The following is a 20,636-nucleotide window of genomic DNA, read 5'->3' as shown; positions in this document are numbered from 1 at the left end:
ATCTACTAGTTTATCTAAAAAGGAGAATGGAAAATGGAAACTACAACTAATACAAAAGTAATTCAAAACTATATTGCCAGTGAATGGGTAGAGTCATCTACAAGTCTTACAGAACCAGTTTATAACCCTGCAACGGGTGAAGTTATTGCAGAGGTGCCTCTTTCAACAAAAGAAGATGTAGATCAAGCTGTCCGAGCTGCAAATGAAGCATTTAAGGGCTGGTCCAAGACAGCAGTTCCAAAACGGGCACGAATCTTATTTAAGTATCAACAGTTATTAGTAGATAACTGGGATGAATTAGCAAGGTTAGTGACGATTGAAAATGGAAAAAGCTTTAATGAAGCGTATGGTGAAGTACAACGTGGGATTGAATGCGTGGAATTTGCTGCAGGCGCCCCTACTTTAATGATGGGGAAACAGCTTCCTGATATCGCGACAGGCATTGAATCTGGCATGTACCGCTATCCAATTGGCGTAATCGGAGGAATTACACCGTTTAACTTTCCAATGATGGTTCCTTGCTGGATGTTCCCGCTTGCGATTGCTTGCGGTAATACATTTGTCTTAAAACCATCTGAGCGTACGCCGCTTTTAGCTGCAAGATTAGTAGAATTATTCGAAGAAGCTGGATTGCCAAAAGGCGTATTAAACATTGTAAACGGCGCGCATGATGTGGTAAATGGCCTTCTTGAACATAAATTAGTGAAAGCAATTTCGTTTGTAGGTTCTCAGCCAGTAGCTGAATACGTATACAAAAAAGGTACGGAACATTTAAAGCGTGTTCAAGCATTAGCGGGTGCTAAAAACCACTCAATCGTATTAAATGATGCTGACTTAGACGTAGCAACAAAACAAATTATTGGGGCTGCCTTCGGCTCGGCAGGTGAGCGTTGTATGGCCGCTTCTGTTGTAACGGTACAAGAGGAAATTGCGGATAAATTAATCAATCGGTTAGTAGAAGAAGCAAACAACATTGTCATTGGGAACGGCCTAGAAAAAGATGTCTTCTTAGGACCTGTTATTCGTGAAAATCACAAAGAGCGTACGCTTAGCTACATAAAATCAGGCATAGAGGAAGGAGCTCGTTTAGTTCGGGATGGCCGTGAAGATAGTGCAGTAAAAGATAAAGGCTATTTTGTAGGGCCAACTATTTTTGATCATGTCACACAAGAAATGAAAATCTGGCAAGATGAGATTTTTGCACCAGTATTATCGATTGTGCGTGTAAAATCACTAGAAGAAGCAATTGAGGTAGCAAATAATTCCCGATTTGCAAACGGTGCTTGCATCTATACAGACAGCGGCGCAAGCGTACGCGAGTTCCGTGAAAATATTGAGTCAGGCATGCTAGGAGTGAATGTAGGGGTGCCGGCACCTATGGCATTCTTCCCATTCTCAGGCTGGAAAGACTCTTTCTACGGCGATCTTCATGCAAACGGCACAGATGGCGTAGAGTTTTATACAAGAAAGAAAATGGTTACAGCTCGTTACTAAAAAGATATTTAGAGACAAAGGGGAAGCTTTGAGTAATTCTTATTAATATTGTCCAAAAATAAATGTGCTTGATAGTAATGCAAGTGAAATAAAAATCACATAGTCGCAAAGACCTTTTCCACTAAGGCTTTGCGACTTTTTTGTGTTTTAATAGTATTATAGGGGCATTTGGTTAAAATTTGAAATGTCACGGGATTATTTTAATTCCTCTTAATATTTATTAAAACACTTTTATACTACCTTTTCTCAAAAAATGATAATAATAATATAACAGTCAATTGTTAAAAGGGGGAAATATCTATAATATAAGTATATCTAGTTATTAACGAGTTTTTATATTAAGAAAACGTACTATATAGGGAACAGGGAGAGGTAAATGTGAAAAAAAAACAAATTAATGCAATAGAAGTGGCTAAGCTAGCTAATGTATCACAATCGACGGTTTCTAGGGTATTTACTCCAGGTGCCAAAGTGTCTCCTAGGACACAAAAACGCGTGTTAGAAGCTGCCCAAAAAATAGGATATCGTCCAAATGCTTTAGCAAGAGGGCTAATAACTAATAAGACTAACATAATTGGACTTGTAATGGGTAATATTCAAAACCCTTTTTATCCAGAAATCCTCGATGAATTCACAAAAAGTTTGTATGAAAAAGGGTATCATGTACTTTTTTTTCATACAAAGAATGATGAAATTACCCAAGATGAAGTATCCCAATTTCTTGAATACAATGTAGAGGGTGTGATAGTGACAGACGTTTTGCTATCTTCAAATGTTGTCTCCAAACTTTCTACACATGATATACCTATTGTTCTTTTCAATCGATATACCCAAGATTCTTCCTGTCATTCTGTATGTTGTGATAATTATTCTGCGGGCATGAAAATCGGGGAGTATTTATATAAACAAGGTCATCAAAAGTTCACTTATATTACCGGTCGTACAAATACATCAACGAGTCGTGATCGTGAGAGGGGATTCGTTGAGTTTCTTTTACAAAAAGGAATAAAACCGGTAATTGAAGAAGGAGATTACACTTATGAAGCCGGTTACTCTGTAGCAATGCGTGTACTAAAAAATAGAAATCGTCCGGATGCTATTTTCTGTGCAAATGATATTATAGCTTTAGGAGTAATAGATGCTGCTAAAATATTAGGTCTATCTATTCCAAATGAATTGTCAATTGTAGGATTTGATGATATTTCAATGGCCTCTTGGCCTCCTTATTCTTTAACAACTTGGCAGCAACCAGTAAAAGAAATGATTGAAGCAACTATTAATATGTTATTAAATACAGTGGATGGAGAAGCGACCAAGCCTCAATCTCTACTTTTTTCAGGCAAGCTTCTTGAGAGAAAGTCTGTAAAACTTCTCAAAAATAGTTGACAATGAAAGGGCTATCATTTATGATTTAGTAGACACAATAGTATGAATTGTGTAAACAATAAGGTTTTTTTAAAAAAGGGATACATAATATCTCTTTTACGACTAAAAATGCATACGTATGCAAATAACTTTTTATTAAATAAATTAATACTACTAGGATTTAAAAATTCTGTTTTAAAATGCATACGTATGCATTTCGGGGATGCTGTTAAATGAAGTATGAATTTAATGCATACGTATGCAAATAAAGGGAGAGATTTGTCATGGCGAAAGTTTTCAAACAGGGGAAAAGTCAGGAAGAAATTAATCAAAATGATATGCAAGTATCAGCAACAGTAAGTCAAACCATTAAAAAAATTGAGGACGAAGGAGACAGTGCAGTTAGAGAACTATCAAGAAAATTTGATAATTGGTCTCCGGAAAATTTCAGATTGAGCAATCAACAAATCATTGAGATTGTGAATAGTGTACCAGAGCAAACAATTGAAGATATTAAATTTGCTCAAAATAATGTACGAAGATTTGCTGAAGAACAGAGAAAATCTATGCTAGACATTGAAGTAGAAACATTACCTGGCGTTATTTTAGGCCATAAAAATATTCCAGTTGGAAGTGTTGGATGTTATATTCCAGGTGGACGTTATCCTATGGTTGCTTCTGCACATATGAGTGTACTGACAGCAAAGGTAGCTGGAGTAAAACGAGTGATTGCTTGTACTCCACCTATTGGAGGAGAAATTCCATCAGCTACAGTAGCAGCCATGCATTTAGCAGGAGCCGATGAAATCTACATTCTTGGGGGAATTCAAGCAATGGCTGCCATGGCTGTTGGTACGGAAACAATTGAACCTGTAGATATGCTGGTAGGGCCAGGTAATGCTTATGTGGCAGAAGCAAAACGTCAATTGTATGGTCGTGTTGGAATTGATCTCTTTGCAGGCCCTACAGAAACATTAGTTGTAGCTGATGAAACAGCAGACGCAGAAATGATTGCCACTGACATTTTAGGACAGGGAGAACATGGACCAACTTCACCAGGAGCATTAATTACAATATCTGAAAAGTTAGCTCAAGAAACTGTAGAAGAAATTGAGCGTCAGCTCGAAAAGCTTCCAACAGCTGATGTAGCACGTGTTTCATGGGAGGATTACGGCAAAATCATAATTGTAGAAAATGAACAGGAAGCTTTAATAGAAGCAGACAAATTAGCTTTTGAGCACGTTGAAATCTTAACTGAAAACCCAGATTATTTTTTAGAAAACATGAATAATTACGGATGTTTATTTTTAGGTCCTGAGACAAATGTAGCTTATGGTGATAAAGTCATTGGTACAAACCATACGCTTCCAACAAAAGGAGCTGCACGCTATACTGGTGGACTGTGGGTAGGTAAATTTTTAAAAACATGTACTTATCAAAAGGTTACAGAAGAAGCTAGCGCGCATATTGGGGAATATGCAGCACGCCTTTGTCAACTAGAGAACTTCTCTGGACATGCTGAACAAGCTTTACTTCGCGTACGTCGTTATGGAAAAGTAACAGCAAAATAACCAATAAAAGGGATGCATAAACTTTTTATGTATCCTTTTTCAGTAAGTTTTTGTTCTTTAGATGAATTACTGATTATCCCTATTAAAATATTGAAAGCGTTTGCTTTTAGAGGGTTAGCGGTAGAATTACTAGAGCTTAATATGGTTTAAAGGCTAAAATTTAAACTAAGAAAGAAAATATAATAAGTTGCGACGAGAAATATAGGGGGAGAAACAATGGATTTAGTCATCATTATACTTGCTTTAGGGCTCTTAATGCTTATTGCTTACCGAGGTTTTTCTGTCATTCTTTTTGCACCTCTATGTGCATTACTTGCGGTTATATTAACGGAACCTAGCTATGCTTTACCTTTCTTTTCTAATATTTTTATGGAAAAGATGGTTGGCTTTATTAAGAACTATTTTCCAGTCTTTTTATTAGGAGCAGTTTTCGGAAAGTTAGTTGAAATGTCTGGAATTGCTGAATCTATAGCCAAAACAATCATAAATTTAGTTGGTCGAAAACGAGCTATTTTAGCTATTGTTCTCATGTGTGCAATATTAACTTACAGCGGAGTCAGTTTGTTTGTAGTAGCGTTTGCCGTTTATCCATTTGCAGCAAACCTTTTTCGAGAAGCTAACATTCCTAAGCGACTTATTCCTGGAACCATTGCTTTAGGAGCTTTATCTTTTACAATGGATGCTATGCCGGGAACACCTCAAATTCAAAATGTAATACCGACTTCTTTTTTTAAGACAGATATTTATGCAGCTCCTATATTAGGAATAATCGGATCGCTCTTTGTACTTTGCCTAGGACTTCTTTATTTGGAAAGACGCCGTAAAAAAGCTCAAAGTGCAGGTGAAGATTATTTTGGTTTTAATGGCGCTGGGGAAGAGACAGCTATTGCTGCTGAAACAGTTAATATGTCAGCTGCTCCTTCTACTAATTCTGCTAGTATCGGGCGTCAGGTATTAGCATTTGTTCCTCTGATTTTAGTTGGAGTGGCCAATAAATTTTTCACTATATCTATTCCAAAGTGGTACCCAGAAGGTTTTGATTTTTCTAAGTTAGGTTTAGAAGCCTTTGGAAAAGTAGACTTAGCAACAGTAACAGGAATTTGGTCGGTAGAGCTAGCTTTAGTGCTAGGTATTCTTACAGCACTTGCCTATGATTGGAAGCGCGTGACTAGTGGATTTCAACAAGGTATTAATGCCAGTATTGGCGGAGCTCTGCTAGCAGCTATGAATACAGGTTCTGAATATGGTTTTGGTGGAGTTATTGCATCTCTTCCCGGATTTGCAACTGTACGAGATAGCATCTCACATACTTTTACAAATCCACTTATTAATGGAGCTGTTACAACAAACGTATTAGCTGGAATCACGGGTTCAGCATCTGGCGGAATGGGGATAGCACTGAGTGCTATGGGAGATAAGTATATACAAGCTATTACACAATATAATATTCCTCCTGAAGTTATGCACCGTGTCGTAGCGATGGCATCGGGTGGGATGGATTCCTTACCTCATAACGGAGCCGTAATTACCCTACTTGCTGTTACTGGATTAACCCATAAACAAGCTTATGGAGATATCTTTGCAGTGACTATTTTTAAAACACTCGCATGCTTCTTTGTAATCCTTGTTTATAGTTTAACTGGTTTAGTTTGATGATAGAGTCTATGAATCTAATAAAAGGAGGATTATAATGACTTATTTCTCTGAACTCAAAGGAAAAAAAGTGCTAGTTACTGGAGGTAGTAAGGGAATTGGTAAGGATATTGCTTTGGCGTTCGCTAAACAAGGGGCAGATGTAGTCATTATAGGGCGTAACGAAGCAGATTTAGTGTCGACTACAAATGAATTAAAGCGGATTCATCCCCATTCTTTCTACTTAAAAGTAGATATACAAGATATACAAAGTGTGCATGAAATGGTAGATAACGCAGTTTCTACATTAGGTAATATTGATATACTCATAAACAATGCAGGGATTAATATTGCAAAACCAGCACTAGAAGTAACCGAAAAAGATTGGAATCAAGTCATAGACACCAATCTTAAAGGAACCTTTTTCTGTGCACAAAGAGTAGGCAAACATATGATAGAACAAGGAGGAGGAAAGATTATTAATATGGCGTCCCAAATGGCTTTTGTAGGATATATTAAGCGCTCTGTCTATTGTTCTAGTAAAGGCGGCGCAGTTCAGTTAACAAAAGCACTTGCAGTTGAATGGGCCCCCTATAACGTAAGAGTAAATGCTGTGGCTCCTACTTTTATCGAGACAGATTTTACGAGGGAAATGTTTGAAGATCAGGAATTTTATCAGGATATTGTCTCCCGTATCCCTTTAGGAAAATTGGCTCAGCCCTCCGATGTTACAGGAGCAGTTCTTTTTTTAGCTTCCGATTTAGCTCAGTTTATAACAGGAGAAACAATTAAAGTAGATGGAGGGTGGACAGCAATATGAGTGTTTTTAAAGAAGAATTAGCAATTATAGGTTCTGGTACAATGGGGCATTCTATCGCTTTATCTGCATCTATAGCAGGCTTCAACGTAAAAATTTGGGGAATAGATGATAATGATATTCACCGTGGGAAGCAAGGTATTGATGAAAAATTGAATTTGTTGACAACGTATGAGGTAGTGGATTCTAATGAGATAAAAAATATAAAAGAACGTATCTACTTTACAAATTCGTTAAGAGAGTGTGTAAATAATGCGAGTTTCGTGATTGAAGGAATTCCAGAAAACTTATACTTAAAACAAAAAATGTTTCAAGAGTTAGATGAATTATGTTCCCAAAATGTAATACTTGCGAGTAACACATCCGGTTTGAGTCCAACTGATATTGCTGCTCTTACATTATATCCGAAAAGAACAGTAGTTACACATTTTTGGAATCCAGGACATTTGATCCCTCTTGTAGAAGTAATACGTGGAGAACAGACGTCAGAACAGACTGTTAATCGATCGCTTGAATTACTTAAAAACTTGAATAAAAAGCCTATTGTGGTTCAAAAAGATATCCTTGGTTCAATTGGAAATCGACTGCAATATGCTTTATTCCGTGAGGCTCAATATATTCTTGAGCAAGGGGTGGCCTCAATTGAGGATATTGATAAAGCCGTTTGTTACAGTATAGGTAGACGTTTATCGGTGACAGGCCCATTTATGACAGCTGATATGGGAGGACTAGATGTATTTGATTCTATATCAGCCTATCTATTCCCTGATTTAAGCAATCATAATAAATCGTTTAGCAAGATGAAAAATCTTATAGATGAGGGAAATTACGGACAAAAAACGGGAAAAGGATTTTATGAATGGTCACAGCAGCAATCAAAAAAAATGAACAAAGAACGTGAACAACAACTTATTTATTGGCTGAAAAGAGATTTAGAAGAGGAAAAAGAACAAAAATAAGTTCCTTTAATGAATAAATGAGCAAGTAAACCTTGAGAGGAAGTTATGAAAAAGAAAAGGATGATCCAAAGGGCCATCCTTTTCTTTTATTTTGATACTAGGAGAGGCTTTGAGGTTTTCGGTTTTATACTGACAAATATTATACTGAAAATGACTAATAAGAGACCTACTAGTAGATTCATTGTAATTGGTTCTTTTAAAAATAATGAACTTGCTGTAATAGAAATAATAGGGATTAAAAAAGTATAGGTGGAAACTTTGCTTGCTTCTCCTGAACTAACAAGTGTAAAGAAATCAAGCCAACCCAGAGCAATGACGAACACGGATATGAACAACAATACGGCGATAAAAGCCGGATTCCATGAAATAGATGACCAGCTTTCTGTAAGTGTTCCGGAAGCCATTAAAAATAATCCACCAATAATAATGTGCAGTGTAGTAAGCCAAATTCCATCAACTTTATTAGAGGATTTTTTCATAAATACAGTACCAAAAGCCCAGCTTAAAGCAGAACCTAATGCAAGACAAATGCCTGTAATAGAAATATGGCCTTTTAAACCTCCAAGACAAATGACAAGAACGCCCGCAAACCCTAAAATAAGACCTAATATTTTGAAGGGATACATTGATTCACCAAGCCAAATCCAAGAAAATAATCCCATTAAGATTGGTTGAAAGAAAACAATCGCGGTAAAAAGTCCGGCCGGTAAATAATTTAATCCAATCGTCTGGAGTCCATAGAATAAGATGATATTAAATAGTGCGGATATAAAATAAATAGGCCATGTCTCTTTAAAACGAAGCATTTTATATCTAGGAACGGCAATTATGAGTAATATGATTCCGCCGATAAACAATCGTATACCTGCAAATAAAAGTGGTGGAGAGTAGTGCAGCGCGAATTTCGTTAGAGGCCAGTTTATTCCCCACATAAAAACAAGAAATGCAAGAAAAAATCCAATTCGCGTTTTAGAATATTGCTTCATGATAAAACCTCCTTGTTATGATTACATTAAACATGATACGATAGGAAGATGAATAAAGAAAATGAATGTTTTTTATAGGGAGTATAAGTAATCACTTATGATAACAATTACACAACTTCAAGTATTAGTAAAAGCTATTGACACGGGAAGTTTTACAAAGGCTAGTCATGTTTTGAATATGACTCAGCCAGCTGTCAGCCATGCAATATCTAACTTAGAAGCTGATTTGGGCGTTAAATTGCTTCTTAGGGATCGTAAAAGAGGTCTACTTTTAACTGATATTGGGGAACGTATTTTAGTACATATTCGAGCAGTATTAAATCATATTGAAAAAGTGGAACAAGAAGTAGCAGCTGAAAAGGGGTTTGAAGTAGGAACAATAAGAATAGGAAGTTTTCCTAGTGCATCTACGAAATTTTTACCCGGAATCATTAAAGTTTTTAAACAAAAATATCCTTCTCTCCAGCTAATTGTTCATGAAGGAACATTAGATGAAATTAAAAGTTGGCTCAAATCTAAAGCTATCGATATAGGGTTTATCGTTCTGCCAAGCACAGGTATGGATATTGTGCCAATTGCTAAAGATGAAATGGTAGTTTTAGTACCAAAAACTCACGCTTTATCTGAAAAAAATTCTATTAGTATTAATGACTTAGATAATGAGCCATTAATTTTGTGCAGAGGAGGGTTTGAATCTCCCATTATAGATATGTTTAATAAAGCTAAAGTGAAATTAAGAGCTGAATTTACGGTTTCTCATATCAATACTCTATTAAAAATGATTCAAGAAGACTTAGGCTTGGCCATAGCTCCTAAATTTTCATTAACAAGTGTACCTGAAGGAATTGCTATAAAAAAATTAGAACCAAGGTTTTGTAGAGAAATCGCACTAGCAGTTCCAGCATTAAAAGAAGCGTCCATTGCTGTAAAGTTATTTATTAAGGAAATGAGAAATCTAGATAGTGAAGCTGAATAAGAAAATGAAAAGCCTCTCCAATATTTTACCAAATTAAAGTCTTCTTCAACTAATAGAGAGAAAAAGAATAGCTAATAAAAAACATTTCTTAATTTTGAGGAATCACTTCATTCGATACTTGATTGGATCTTTCACCTATTTACTGGTAACACTTGTTATAGCATGGAATATAGATTTGTCTTGATTATTTCTCTATATGATATGTATGTTAACTTGAAAATCGTGCAATAAATTGATTAAATAATGATAATGAAAGCGAGAGAGAATTAGAAGAGGCGAAAGCTCAATTGATTCATAACATACAAAGGAATCTTTATTAATGCAGAGGATAGGGAATATAACGACTCGGCAATAAGAGGCTAGTTTGAACGAATCTAAGATGACTAAAAATGGTTAGTTTTCGTAGTCTCTAATAGAGTAGGACTAGTTAAAAGCGTGGATTAAATCTAACCCACACTTTTATAGCGGGAGCTCACTATATCACCTTAAAATGAAAATGTTAAGTAGAGAGTTTCCTGATATCAGAGTAACAAATACAAAGTGTATTCTCATATTCAGATTCGTATCCTGTGAATACCAGATTTCTTTCTTTATTATCATAGTGAACTCCGATTTTCTTTAAATCATTTCTCAATATATCTTCAGTAATTTTCATGGAAGAAGCAATATCTTCATAAGAAGCACCATTATTTAGCTTTTGAACAATCTCACCTATTAACAAGTTATGACCTTCAGTAGCATATCTTTCTTAAGTAATAATTTAACCTAAATAGTTGCTTTTATGAAAGTTGTGTTAAAGGCCATTTTAGATTATTGGAACTTGTATTGAGTATTTCGTTTGCTAACTACTGAATTAATTCTTTTTTTCAATAATCAGTAAAATAGTAAATTAAAATTATTTGAATAAAAAATCAATGAAAAGACCGGTGAGACTTTCTATTTGCACACCTTTTTCTCCAATTAATAGGCGGTAAATGACTCTGAAGATCACACCAACAAAAGAGAGAATAACAGCCGCTGTGATAATATGTAAAAAGTTAATAGAATCACACCCTTTTTTAATCTATTAAGGACGCTTGGACAAGAAACTTAAGGATGGTTATAACTTGTTTCCGTTTACCGTAAAGCTAACAGATAAAAAAGAGAATAGATGGAAGTGAAGTAAAAAAGCAAAGAGAATATTCTCTTTGCTTTTTTCTTGTTTTCATATTCATAGAAGCTACATAGTAAATTATATATATAACATCTTTGTTCAAATACTTACTGCTCTTTTTCTGATACCATTTCAACTTTACCTGGCCAGAAAGCAAATTTTCCTAAAACCGTAGTAATCGCAGGTACAAGGAATGGTCGCACAATAAATGTATCTAACAAAACACCTAAAGCTGTGATAATTCCGAACTGAACCAGAACTTGAATAGGCAGTGTTGCTAGAACCGCGAAGGTAGCAGCTAAAATGATTCCAGCTGATGTAATAACACCGCTTGTTTCGCTTACGCCTTCTTTAATTGCTTGCTTTAATGGCATGTGCTTCTTTTTCTGCCAGATGCTTGAGATCATAAAGATATTATAATCCTCACCAAGCGCCACTAAAAATACAAATGCGTATAAAGGAATCGCTCCTTGGATAGCATCTGCCCCCATGATGTTGTGAATAATGAGCCAGCCTAATCCTAAGGCTGCACTGTAGGACAAGATAACCGTTCCAACCAAGTAAAGCATGGCTACAATGGAACGCAAGTAAGCTAATAGCAGGAGCGATATGAAAATAATAATTAATGGGACAATGATACTGTCGTCTTTATCACTCGTGGTCATCGTGTCATACTGTGTAGCTGTTTGACCGCCGATCCATACTTTGGATTTGACTGCGGAAACTCCGGACTGTGACAGTGCCTTTTCAGCTGCATCTCTCAAGTCTGGAATAGCTTTCATTGCTTCTATACTATATGGATTCACATTAAACGTGACGTCATATACTTTTAAATCCTCATTATTTGTACCACTTTGAGGTGCAGAAACGGTACTAATAAGGTGATTTTTCTTTAATGCTTTTTCAAGGTCAACCGATTTTCCTTCCGTATCAATGACTACTTGTGCCGGTGCTAGTTCACCAGGAGAGTAAGCATCAGAGATAATGGTAAATCCTTCACGAGAAGGCATATCTTCAGGGAAAGAAGACAATAAATCATATGTGTACTTGATTTGACTTGAGTAAATGGACAAAGCTCCAAAAAAGACTAGACAAGCTACAATGATTGTCCATGGTTTAGTCGTAACCACATTACCAATCCAATTCCCGAAACGGTTTTTCTCTTTTCGGTCACGCACCGGTTTTCCTTTCTTTTTCGCCAATTCCTCTTCCATTTCAGGAGTACGAGGAACGAAAGGATAAAAAGAACCTCTTCCCATAACCGAAAGCAGGGCGGGAATAAGTGTTAAACTTGCTAATCCCATAACTAGAATAGATAAGCTAAAAGGGATTGCAAAGCGGTGGTAAGCACCGTATTTTGCTACAATCAAGGCCAGAAGAGAGATGACAACTGTAAATCCACTCATAGCTATAGCACCTGAAGCACCTTTAAAGGCGTTAATAAGTGCTTGTCTCTTATCTTTTACTTTGCGAAGCTCATCCCGATAATGAGAAATTAAAAATAAACAATAGTCTGTTCCTGCTCCAAATAACAAGACCGTCATAATGGATATGGACTGCGAGTCAACCGTAATCCATTCTTTATCTGCCAAAATACCGAGAATCGGACTCAGAACCCCATAGGCAAAACCTACACCGATTAAAGGAATAATCGCTAAAATTGGGGAACGATAAATTACAAGAAGTAAAATTAAGACTAATAAAACTGTCGCGATTAGTAAGGAAACGTCTGCTCCTTCAAATAAGCTGGTTGCATCTACTTGAATTCCTACAGGTCCGGTAACGCGCGTGCTTAGCTTATCTTTTGCATCGATATCTGTAGCAAAAGAATCATATGAAACCTGTTCTTTTACTTGTTTTTTAATCGTGTCTAGATTTTTTTCTAGTACATCCGTTTCAACGTTTTCTTTAAAGAAAATGGGCTGTACAAGCGTTGTACCGTCCTTCGAAATCATATTTTGTAAAGCTGCTAACGGTAATTTGTGCAAAGGCGGGGTAGACGTTTGTTCTTCTAACGGTTTCTTTTCTAAATCTGCCGCCACTTGCTGAATAGATTTTAAGTCATCGGTATTCAAACCTGAATCTTTATGCCATGTAAGCAGGGCAGGAACCCCTGAAGAGTTAGGGAATTCTTTCTTTATGAGATTTTCAGCCTCTACAGAAGGTGAATTCTCACTTAAGTTTGGTGCATTGTTCACTTCCGTTTTATTAACGGCAGGCCAAGCAATTGTTAGAACTGCAGTTGCCAGAATCCATACGGCAATAACAACCCAACGACTCACTTTTCCAGTCATCAATCGGCTGAATGTTGCTAAAGGTGATTCTTTCATTAATTCTCCCTCATTTCCAAATCTGTTTGTTTCTATTACAATATATATAGAACCTTCAATAATTATATATACCAGAAGGTTAATTAATCAACTAGTTTAAATGTGCCAATTTCTTGAACTAGAAGGAGGGCCCTTATGAATACGAATCAGAAGCCGAAAAAAAAGCCTGGCAGACCTAAAATAACAACTGAAAATAATATAACAAGAGAGCAAATTTTAAAAACAGCTGCCCATCTCTTTATGGCATATGGATACGAAAAAGTTTCAATGGAGCAAGTGGCTGAAGCAAGCGATGTGACCAAGGCCAGCGTTTACTACTATTTTAAAAATAAGGCAACTTTGTTTACCGTTTCGGTATCAAGTATGTTCCAACGTATCACAAAACAGACAGAGAAATTATTACAAAACTCCAAAGGGCTGAAACACAGATTATATGAGGTAACCTTGGATCATTTAAAAAGACCGCATATTGATTTTGAAACATTATTGCAAGAAGCGACTTCTTCGCTTACAGAAGGTCATATTCATGAAATTCGTGAAGCGGAGAAAGCGATACATGAGGCATTAGAGAACGTATTCAAGCAAGCTGCAAACAGCGGAGAAATCGTCGTAGCAAGTCCCAGATTGCTTGCGCATACATTTTCCACGGTAACAATGATTCGGAACAAAAAAGAATTAATTACAGAATTAGGAGGCCCTGAAAAAACGGCTCAGGCTCTAGTGGATCTTTTTTGGGTAGGGATTAGTCCTAATTAATTTTCTTATTCCACTATAAAAACCGGCTGTAACATATTGGTTAATATGTTACAGCCGGTTTTTTTTATTGTTCACAGGTACTTCTTGAGAAAAGGGGAAGGGCATAACAATAATAGGGTGACTTTCTAACCTATGTAAGTATGTTGACATAAACTATTTACTGACATACTGGAACTCGTGTTTATGTTTATGTTTATCTTAAGAGATGTTCAATTGTTGATTAGTGTTAAAAAAATGAAAATCTTATCTTTTAGAGTTTACTGTAGCATATATGGTTATTCTATTGTAAACAAAACCTTTAGTATAACAGCTTACATTTTGGAAAGGAGAAAAATGGATGGAATCTATTTGGCTCGAATACGTATGGGCATTATTGATTCTAATTGGGTTAGAAGGATTATTATCAGCTGATAATGCTCTTGTACTAGCAGTTATAGCTAAACATTTACCCGAGGATCAGAAGAAAAGAGCGATTAATTACGGAATTCTTATGGCATTTATTTTTCGATTTGGAGCTCTTTTTGCCATTTCATTTATCGCCAACGTCTGGTGGATACAGGCGATAGGAGCAGCTTATCTTCTGTATTTAGGTTTAAAGCATGTCATTAAGGCACGGTTTGGGAAACACAATGAGAATATTCATAATGATGATGAAAAGGAGTCTGCTGGAAAAGGGTTCTGGCCGACGGTGGGAAAAATTGCGTTAGCCGACCTAGCTTTTGCCATTGATTCTATTTTAGCTGCGGTTGCTATAGCTCTCGGACTTCCGGATTCACAGTTTGGAGAAATCGGTGGTATGGACGGAGGGCAGTTTGCAGTTGTAGTTCTTGGAGGGATTGCAGGTCTTATCTTAATCAAGTTTGCAGCGACCTGGTTTGTAAAACTCCTTGAAAAGCGACCTGCTCTAGAAACGACAGCATACGCCATTGTTGCCTGGGTAGGGGTGAAACTTGCTGTTATTACTTTTGCGCATAAAGATATTGGTGTCTTAGATCCTCATTTTCCTCATAGCACTATCTGGACTCTAATTTTCTATGGAGCATTAGTTGGTATTGCTCTATTAGGTTGGTTTGCACCGGGCAATAAGTCATCAGAAAAATCATCGGCCTAGAAGGTAATCGAGTGTAATGCGCACCCTGAATTTACCAATCACCCTTACTCTTTCCGTCCAAATGGATCCTCATTTCAGCATTTAAAAGGATGTTTAGATTCTATAGAAAAGTGAGTTTTGTTATTTCAAGCGTAACGATCAAGTGCGTTAATCCAAGCCGGGTTAACGCACTTTTTAATTGAAACTATTGCGCAAGCGAACCGGATTATTTTATTTATTATTTTTGTTAGTTTTAATATTCCTGTTTCTCTTTCTAAAATTTCAAAAAAATAATCAATACTTGTTTAAATGGAAATGGTTTGGGAATATAATTCACAAGTCAAAAAAATGACAAGGAGGATGCAAACATGGCAAAGGGACTAGCTATGCACGAAACGCTAGAAGTTCATGAAATCTTAACGCTTAAAACATCATGTGTAACAAAAGGAACAGCTATGTTGGAATTGGTAGAGGATGAGGATTTAAAAAAGATTCTTGAAGAAGATGTTCAAACATCTACTGAAGCGATTAAAGAATTGAAAAAAATCTTAAAGAAAGCTCAATAAATAGGAGGGGTAGAAAAATGGCCACTAAAAGTACTCTTACTAAAACGTTAGATGATCTTGCTATCGCGACTGATTTATTATTATCAGCTAAGAATGGTGTACGAACATACGCGGTAGCGCTTACAGAAACGGCGACGCCTGAAGTTCGAAAGGTATTAAAAAAGCAATTAGATAAAGCCATCGAGCTTCATGAAAAGATTGCCCAATATATGATTGATAATGAAATGTATCATGCCTATGATGTAGAAGAACAAGTAAATCACGATTTAAAAAAGGCAGATAAAGCGTTAGATTTAGCGAAAGGTTAACTAAAATTCCCCCTCTGACAATAGAGGGGGAATTTTTTCAAGGTTACATAAAAAGTTCTCTTTCGATATTTCTACAAAGGAAAAGAAGTCTATATTTTATTCTCTTAGAAGTAGATAATTTACCCCATTTTATACAATATTTAGATGGTATTTTATAGTCTTTTATCCCATATCCGAATAAATTGGTTTTAATTGGCTGCTGAAGGATACACCTATTAGTAGAACGACATATTCTATGGGGATAGAGGAGGAGAAAATAGTGAAGGAAATTAAAGTAGCAGAAAATAGTGGTCAGGCAAATAAGTTTATTGAAGAGTTTTTTGCCAACGGGTTTAGTAAAAGTGAAATTTATTTATTGACCTATAATAAAGAGCGCTCGGAATATTTAACAAATACAACAAATACAAAAGAATATCGAGCTTCTGAACAAGGAGTTTTTGAATCTGCAGTTAATAAGTTATTTTCTCGTGAAGATGAACTTCATTCTAAAATGGCCTCGTTAGGTTTAACCCAAGAAGAAGCTAAACAATGTGTCGGTGAAATGAAACAAGAACGTATAATCATTATTGCAAAAAAAGATGTGTAATGATTTTTCCTTGCAATAACTTTCGAAGAAACTAAGTGATCGAGAACTATTAGTAAATCATACTAGCATGTTGCTTTATATATAATATTTGTTCTTCTGTACGAAGGGTTTATGAATCGGAAAGATACTGAACGCAAAGTATATTACTAGAGTCGTTTACTAATCTCATATGGAGGTGAAAGGATAATGATTCAATTTTTTGGTATCCACATAGGGACGTTATACTTTCCTACAAGTATCCTTCTAATTACTTTATTAGTTTTAGTAGGTTTTATTATCTATTTTCTTAGTAGAAGAAAAAGAAATAGAGATCAAACGATTCATTCAAATGAGAATAGGGTAAAGGGGAAAAGAGGAAAAGATAAAACTCTGTAAATGATCTAAAAGAAGAATTAATATATTTCGTCATCAAAAAGAATTCCCGTTTGAAGTGAAAATAAATTATCCTAATCCTACAGTTCCTGATACAGCCTTACACCATGATTTAACTCGTGAGAAAGTATGATTTAAATAAATGCAGAGAGGGCCCTTGAATTCATTTCTAAGGGCTGTTTTTATTTTTGTTCTGTAAAGGACAGACGACCTTTTAATCTTCTATTTTCTTACTATTTCTTATTTATAACTTCAAAAGAAACTTTATTATCGTTTTTTAAGATCTTAAACAAGCAATTGAACCCTTGATAAATTTGAAATAGTAGTCTAACCTTCATATTAAGGAGTGAAAATTATGAATGAAAACATTTCGGGTATTGATTATCAGGAAGTCATTGAATATGCGTTAGATCCACTCATTATTCATTCAAATCATAAGATTATGTATGTTAACCACGCAGCTGAACATTTTTTTAGAGGAAAAAGGGAAGATATTATAGGTGCAAGTCCCTTAGATATATTTCAAGAAACATCTAAAGCAGCAATAAGGAAAAGAATCCAATCTGCTTATGAACGCCCAGCAGAGCTCATTGAGGAAACCATATTTAGATTGGACGGGACAACTGTTAATGTTGAATTATATTGTCATCCCTTGCTGCTGGGGGATAAAAAAGTAATCCAAACCTATGTGAGAGATATTACGGTAAAAAAAGAGAGTGAAACAAGACAAAAAGAAATAATAAAGCAAATAAATGAACTGTCTACAACCCTTGTTCCTCTTTTAGAGGGAATCGCTGTACTTCCCTTAGTAGGATCCATAGATGAGGAAAGAGCAAACCAACTTTTAATGGCCGTTCCAGTAAAAGTGCAGACGCAAAATGTAAATTGTTTAATTATAGATTTTTCCGGTATTTATACATTGAATTCAATTGTAACGGAGCATCTTTTTAAAATTAATAGCGTTATGTCACTACTTGGAGTGCAATGTATCTTAACAGGATTAAGGCCAGAATTATCTCGCTCTGCTGTACAGCTAGGTATTAATTTAGATTCTACCCGGACAATGGCTACTGTAAAAAATGCACTTCATTTTTTAGGAATTACTTCTAGTAAATAATCTGTAAAATGAAAATAACTAAAGCCACTTTTACGTTTTTAAAGATACATATGATATGAATCTTTAGATGGTGCTAACCCTTTCAGAGGAAGTTTCTAATTAAAGAAATAGTGGCATCGTCTTTCCGGTTTCGTGCTGTTTTAAATATTTTTAGATGGTTTTTTAAATTAGATTTGTATTTTGTATACATTAGAAAAACCAAAGAAACTCCTGAACATATACCAGGAGTTTCTTTGGTTTAAAATAACATATTGTGCAATCGCACGTTTGTTAAATAAAAGATAGAAGAATCATTGAATCGCTTTCTTCAGTTTAAGATCTTGTATAAAGCTTCAGAAGCGTTATCTATATCATAATCGTTATAATTTAAGGTTTTTTGATCCGTAAGTGTAGTGATTTGAAAAATCTTAGATGTTTTACAATACGACAGTTCCAGTACTTGAGGAATGGTATGAGTAATAGCACTATCCTCGTATTGAACAAGAGTATAAAGCGTTTTTTTTATTTCAAGTATATTCATAAAAGTACCTCTTTCCATTATAAGGAAACTCAGGGTACAAAGAGACCATATAATTTTAATTTATGTTCTTTCTCTATTGTAACATATGAACGTATAGAAAAATACCTGCCGAGAACAGACAGTATGATAACTGCAATTGTAAATTCTATGCACTTCTAATCCTGCTAGCTGATCAGTTAAAAAGGCGGCTATCAACAGAACATGTTCTTCTTATAATAGAATTACCTTAAATAGATTTAGTAATAAAAAAAGAGTAGATTATAATCTACTTTATTGCTTTATAAACAACTGGTGAGGAAAGTTTAATCAATGTAGATGGCTGCCCAAAAGCCATAGATTCATTAATGAATGTTTCAAGAGATTGAACGGAATTAGTTAAAACTTTTACTAAGTAGTTGTATTGACCTGCCAAACGATGACATTCGATAACTTCAGGGTGTTCTTTGCAATATTCTACGAATTGCTTGCATTTTGTATTGCTGTATAAAATAAAAGCAGTTACAGGTTTATTAAAATTTTCAGGATTAATTATTGCTCTATATCCATCTATTATATTTTTTTCTTCAAGTTTTTTTACCCTTTCATTAACAGCAGGGGTAGATAAACCAACCAGCTTTCCCAACTGTGTAACGGACAAACGAGCATTCTCTTGTAGATGTAGTAATATATTTTTATCAATTTCATCCATAAAACATACCCCGCTTTAAATTATAAATTAAAATAGTAGGTTTTCCGTCAATATTAAAGTTATTACTTAGTAATACAATGAGAAACATATGTAAAAATAGAAATTTATAGAATACAATTTAATTATATCAAAAGGAGGGATTTAATGGCTTTAGAAATGAGAAATACATGCGAAAAGTGCAATAAGAAACTCCAAAATAGCTCTGTTGCTTATATCTGTATACATGAATGTACATTTTGTGATAAATGTAGTGAAAACGCGATGTATATTTGTCCTAACTGTGGAGGGGAACTAGTTAAAAGACCAAGGGGTAAAGAACATTCGTTAAGTTGCTCACTGAGCTTGTCATAAATTTAGAGACAACACTGTATAGATAGTGCAGTCAAAACAGCTACGATCAATGGGGTGGGCATTCATCAGCGAGCCGTAACAGGTTTAAGTACGGAACAAATTATAAAGCATCATAGTGAAAGTTTAAATGGTCATTACAATGTTGTACACTTTTCAATTGTCAGAAATGCAGAAGAAGACTTGTTTCGTCCGACACATTATTCTTATAGGTAACTAATTGCACGAAGACAAAGATTTTTAGAGTGCTGAAAATCGAATTCAGTAATCGATTGATTTATAGATAAAACAAAAGGTAATAGCACATAACTAAAATAAAGCCCTAAAAGTGTCTAATCGACGCTTCTTAGGGCTTTATTTCTGCCAATCATTGTGTCTCAATCGGTTTTTATTAAGCAGGAAAGCCTCCTGTTGGCGGTGGCCATGCTCCGTTTAATCTTCTCATAATGACAATTTCACCTAGATGATAGCTGTTGTGAGAAGCAATATTACGCAGTAATCCCCCTGGGGTCTCACTTGGCCAAGCATCCAGAGGTTCTTCGATTGCTAATGTATCAGCTAAGTGACAAGCTTCGTCAATTCCATCACAAAAATGCTGGATCGTCTTTTTCCATTCTTCCTCATCAGACGGAGCTGGATGTTCGGGCCAGCTTTCACTCACACTTTTCGGTTTTTCGGGGTTTTCTCCTTTAGCAAGGGCAAGTAAAAAGTCTTGCCAATAGCTCATATGCTTCACTAATTGATAAATAGAATAAGGTAATTCCTCTTGTTTATGTGAAGCAAGCTTCATATTAATATCAGTTATTGCGTTAATCGTCGGAAGATGACCTCTTTCACCTCGCAGTGATTTGATAAGCGCATCACGAAATGCTGTATTCGTTTGTGTCATGTTTTTTCCGGCCTTTCTTTTTCAAAGTATTAAGCTTGTAACAGTTTAACACAAATCAGTTTAATATATGTACTTCTGTGATTAACGTTTTACTATAACAAAGCCACTAAAAT

Annotated in this window: 21 protein-coding genes; 15 read left to right on the top strand and 6 right to left on the bottom strand. The window is 35.5% G+C overall.

The window, feature by feature from the left end; all coding sequences use genetic code 11:
• Nucleotides 1-33 precede the first annotated feature (33 nt).
• The 6 genes from ACFX4N_RS06245 to ACFX4N_RS06220 all read left to right on the top strand — a co-directional run bounded on the left by ACFX4N_RS06245 (nucleotide 34) and on the right by ACFX4N_RS06220 (nucleotide 7,838).
• Complete coding sequence (locus tag ACFX4N_RS06245; RefSeq protein WP_192100656.1) at nucleotides 34-1,494, top strand: CoA-acylating methylmalonate-semialdehyde dehydrogenase; 1,461 nt, start codon at nucleotides 34-36, stop codon at nucleotides 1,492-1,494.
• 378 nt (nucleotides 1,495-1,872) lie between these two features.
• Nucleotides 1,873-2,880, top strand: coding sequence for a LacI family DNA-binding transcriptional regulator (locus tag ACFX4N_RS06240; RefSeq protein ID WP_097812114.1), 1,008 nt, complete (start codon nucleotides 1,873-1,875; stop codon nucleotides 2,878-2,880).
• A gap of 263 nt (nucleotides 2,881-3,143) precedes the next feature.
• Nucleotides 3,144-4,430, top strand: coding sequence for a histidinol dehydrogenase (gene hisD / locus ACFX4N_RS06235; RefSeq protein WP_097812115.1), 1,287 nt, complete (start codon nucleotides 3,144-3,146; stop codon nucleotides 4,428-4,430).
• Between the two features lie 216 nt (nucleotides 4,431-4,646).
• Nucleotides 4,647-6,083 carry a GntP family permease gene (locus ACFX4N_RS06230; protein ID WP_192100657.1) on the top strand — a complete coding sequence of 479 codons (1,437 nt, stop codon included), beginning with the start codon at nucleotides 4,647-4,649 and terminating at the stop codon, nucleotides 6,081-6,083.
• Between the two features lie 37 nt (nucleotides 6,084-6,120).
• A complete protein-coding gene (locus ACFX4N_RS06225) occupies nucleotides 6,121-6,882 on the top strand; it encodes an SDR family NAD(P)-dependent oxidoreductase (RefSeq protein ID WP_097812117.1) in 762 nt (253 codons plus the stop codon).
• Complete coding sequence (locus ACFX4N_RS06220) at nucleotides 6,879-7,838, top strand: 3-hydroxyacyl-CoA dehydrogenase family protein (RefSeq protein WP_097812118.1); 960 nt, start codon at nucleotides 6,879-6,881, stop codon at nucleotides 7,836-7,838. The genes ACFX4N_RS06225 and ACFX4N_RS06220 overlap by 4 nt, the downstream gene beginning before the upstream one ends.
• A gap of 86 nt (nucleotides 7,839-7,924) precedes the next feature.
• On the opposite strand, the gene ACFX4N_RS06215 is transcribed toward ACFX4N_RS06220, so the two are convergent.
• The gene (locus ACFX4N_RS06215) at nucleotides 7,925-8,824 is read right to left on the bottom strand and encodes a DMT family transporter (protein ID WP_097812119.1); all 900 of its coding nucleotides are present in this window, start codon (nucleotides 8,822-8,824) and stop codon (nucleotides 7,925-7,927) included.
• 100 nt (nucleotides 8,825-8,924) lie between these two features.
• On the opposite strand from ACFX4N_RS06215, the gene ACFX4N_RS06210 reads away from it, so the two are divergent.
• On the top strand, nucleotides 8,925-9,800 hold the full coding sequence (locus ACFX4N_RS06210) for a LysR family transcriptional regulator (protein WP_176519025.1): 876 nt from the start codon (nucleotides 8,925-8,927) through the stop codon (nucleotides 9,798-9,800).
• A gap of 499 nt (nucleotides 9,801-10,299) precedes the next feature.
• Here ACFX4N_RS06210 and ACFX4N_RS06205 read toward each other — a convergent pair whose 3' ends face one another.
• Both ACFX4N_RS06205 and ACFX4N_RS06200 read right to left on the bottom strand, forming a co-directional pair.
• Nucleotides 10,300-10,521 (bottom strand): hypothetical protein, encoded by a 222-nt coding sequence (locus ACFX4N_RS06205; RefSeq protein ID WP_097812121.1) that lies wholly within the window; start codon nucleotides 10,519-10,521, stop codon nucleotides 10,300-10,302.
• Nucleotides 10,522-11,060: 539 nt separating this feature from the next.
• Nucleotides 11,061-13,283 (bottom strand): MMPL family transporter, encoded by a 2,223-nt coding sequence (locus ACFX4N_RS06200; RefSeq protein WP_097812122.1) that lies wholly within the window; start codon nucleotides 13,281-13,283, stop codon nucleotides 11,061-11,063.
• A 135-nt stretch (nucleotides 13,284-13,418) separates the two neighbouring features.
• Here ACFX4N_RS06200 and ACFX4N_RS06195 point away from each other — a divergent pair, with 135 nt between their 5' ends.
• From ACFX4N_RS06195 to ACFX4N_RS06170, 6 genes are all read left to right on the top strand, one after another.
• Nucleotides 13,419-14,039, top strand: a complete 621-nt coding sequence (locus tag ACFX4N_RS06195; protein ID WP_192100659.1) for a TetR/AcrR family transcriptional regulator — start codon at nucleotides 13,419-13,421, stop codon at nucleotides 14,037-14,039.
• Nucleotides 14,040-14,376: 337 nt separating this feature from the next.
• Nucleotides 14,377-15,150, top strand: a complete 774-nt coding sequence (locus tag ACFX4N_RS06190) for a TerC family protein (RefSeq protein WP_192100660.1) — start codon at nucleotides 14,377-14,379, stop codon at nucleotides 15,148-15,150.
• 347 nt (nucleotides 15,151-15,497) lie between these two features.
• On the top strand, nucleotides 15,498-15,695 hold the full coding sequence (locus ACFX4N_RS06185; RefSeq protein WP_013056393.1) for a hypothetical protein: 198 nt from the start codon (nucleotides 15,498-15,500) through the stop codon (nucleotides 15,693-15,695).
• A gap of 17 nt (nucleotides 15,696-15,712) precedes the next feature.
• Complete coding sequence (locus ACFX4N_RS06180; protein WP_013056394.1) at nucleotides 15,713-16,003, top strand: spore coat protein; 291 nt, start codon at nucleotides 15,713-15,715, stop codon at nucleotides 16,001-16,003.
• Nucleotides 16,004-16,262: 259 nt separating this feature from the next.
• A complete protein-coding gene (locus ACFX4N_RS06175; RefSeq protein WP_013056395.1) occupies nucleotides 16,263-16,589 on the top strand; it encodes a YflT domain-containing protein in 327 nt (108 codons plus the stop codon).
• Nucleotides 16,590-17,316: 727 nt separating this feature from the next.
• Complete coding sequence (locus ACFX4N_RS06170; protein WP_192100661.1) at nucleotides 17,317-18,078, top strand: PAS domain S-box protein; 762 nt, start codon at nucleotides 17,317-17,319, stop codon at nucleotides 18,076-18,078.
• Nucleotides 18,079-18,385: 307 nt separating this feature from the next.
• Here the strand turns inward: ACFX4N_RS06170 and ACFX4N_RS06165 are convergent, their stop codons facing one another.
• Both ACFX4N_RS06165 and ACFX4N_RS06160 read right to left on the bottom strand, forming a co-directional pair.
• Complete coding sequence (locus tag ACFX4N_RS06165) at nucleotides 18,386-18,598, bottom strand: hypothetical protein (protein ID WP_029324376.1); 213 nt, start codon at nucleotides 18,596-18,598, stop codon at nucleotides 18,386-18,388.
• A gap of 265 nt (nucleotides 18,599-18,863) precedes the next feature.
• Complete coding sequence (locus ACFX4N_RS06160; protein ID WP_192100662.1) at nucleotides 18,864-19,286, bottom strand: Lrp/AsnC family transcriptional regulator; 423 nt, start codon at nucleotides 19,284-19,286, stop codon at nucleotides 18,864-18,866.
• A 144-nt stretch (nucleotides 19,287-19,430) separates the two neighbouring features.
• On the opposite strand from ACFX4N_RS06160, the gene ACFX4N_RS06155 reads away from it, so the two are divergent.
• Nucleotides 19,431-19,637, top strand: coding sequence for a DUF1272 domain-containing protein (locus ACFX4N_RS06155; protein WP_055990467.1), 207 nt, complete (start codon nucleotides 19,431-19,433; stop codon nucleotides 19,635-19,637).
• A gap of 54 nt (nucleotides 19,638-19,691) precedes the next feature.
• Complete coding sequence (locus ACFX4N_RS06150; RefSeq protein WP_377261008.1) at nucleotides 19,692-19,850, top strand: hypothetical protein; 159 nt, start codon at nucleotides 19,692-19,694, stop codon at nucleotides 19,848-19,850.
• A 175-nt stretch (nucleotides 19,851-20,025) separates the two neighbouring features.
• Here ACFX4N_RS06150 and ACFX4N_RS06145 read toward each other — a convergent pair whose 3' ends face one another.
• A complete protein-coding gene (locus ACFX4N_RS06145; protein WP_029324379.1) occupies nucleotides 20,026-20,523 on the bottom strand; it encodes a DinB family protein in 498 nt (165 codons plus the stop codon).
• Nucleotides 20,524-20,636 lie beyond the last annotated feature (113 nt).

It is taken from the genome of Priestia sp. YIM B13551, from assembly GCF_042787905.1.
Classification (GTDB): domain Bacteria; phylum Bacillota; class Bacilli; order Bacillales; family Bacillaceae_H; genus Priestia.
Note: the sequence above shows the minus strand (reverse complement) of the source record. Positions and strands in the feature narration are given on the sequence as shown.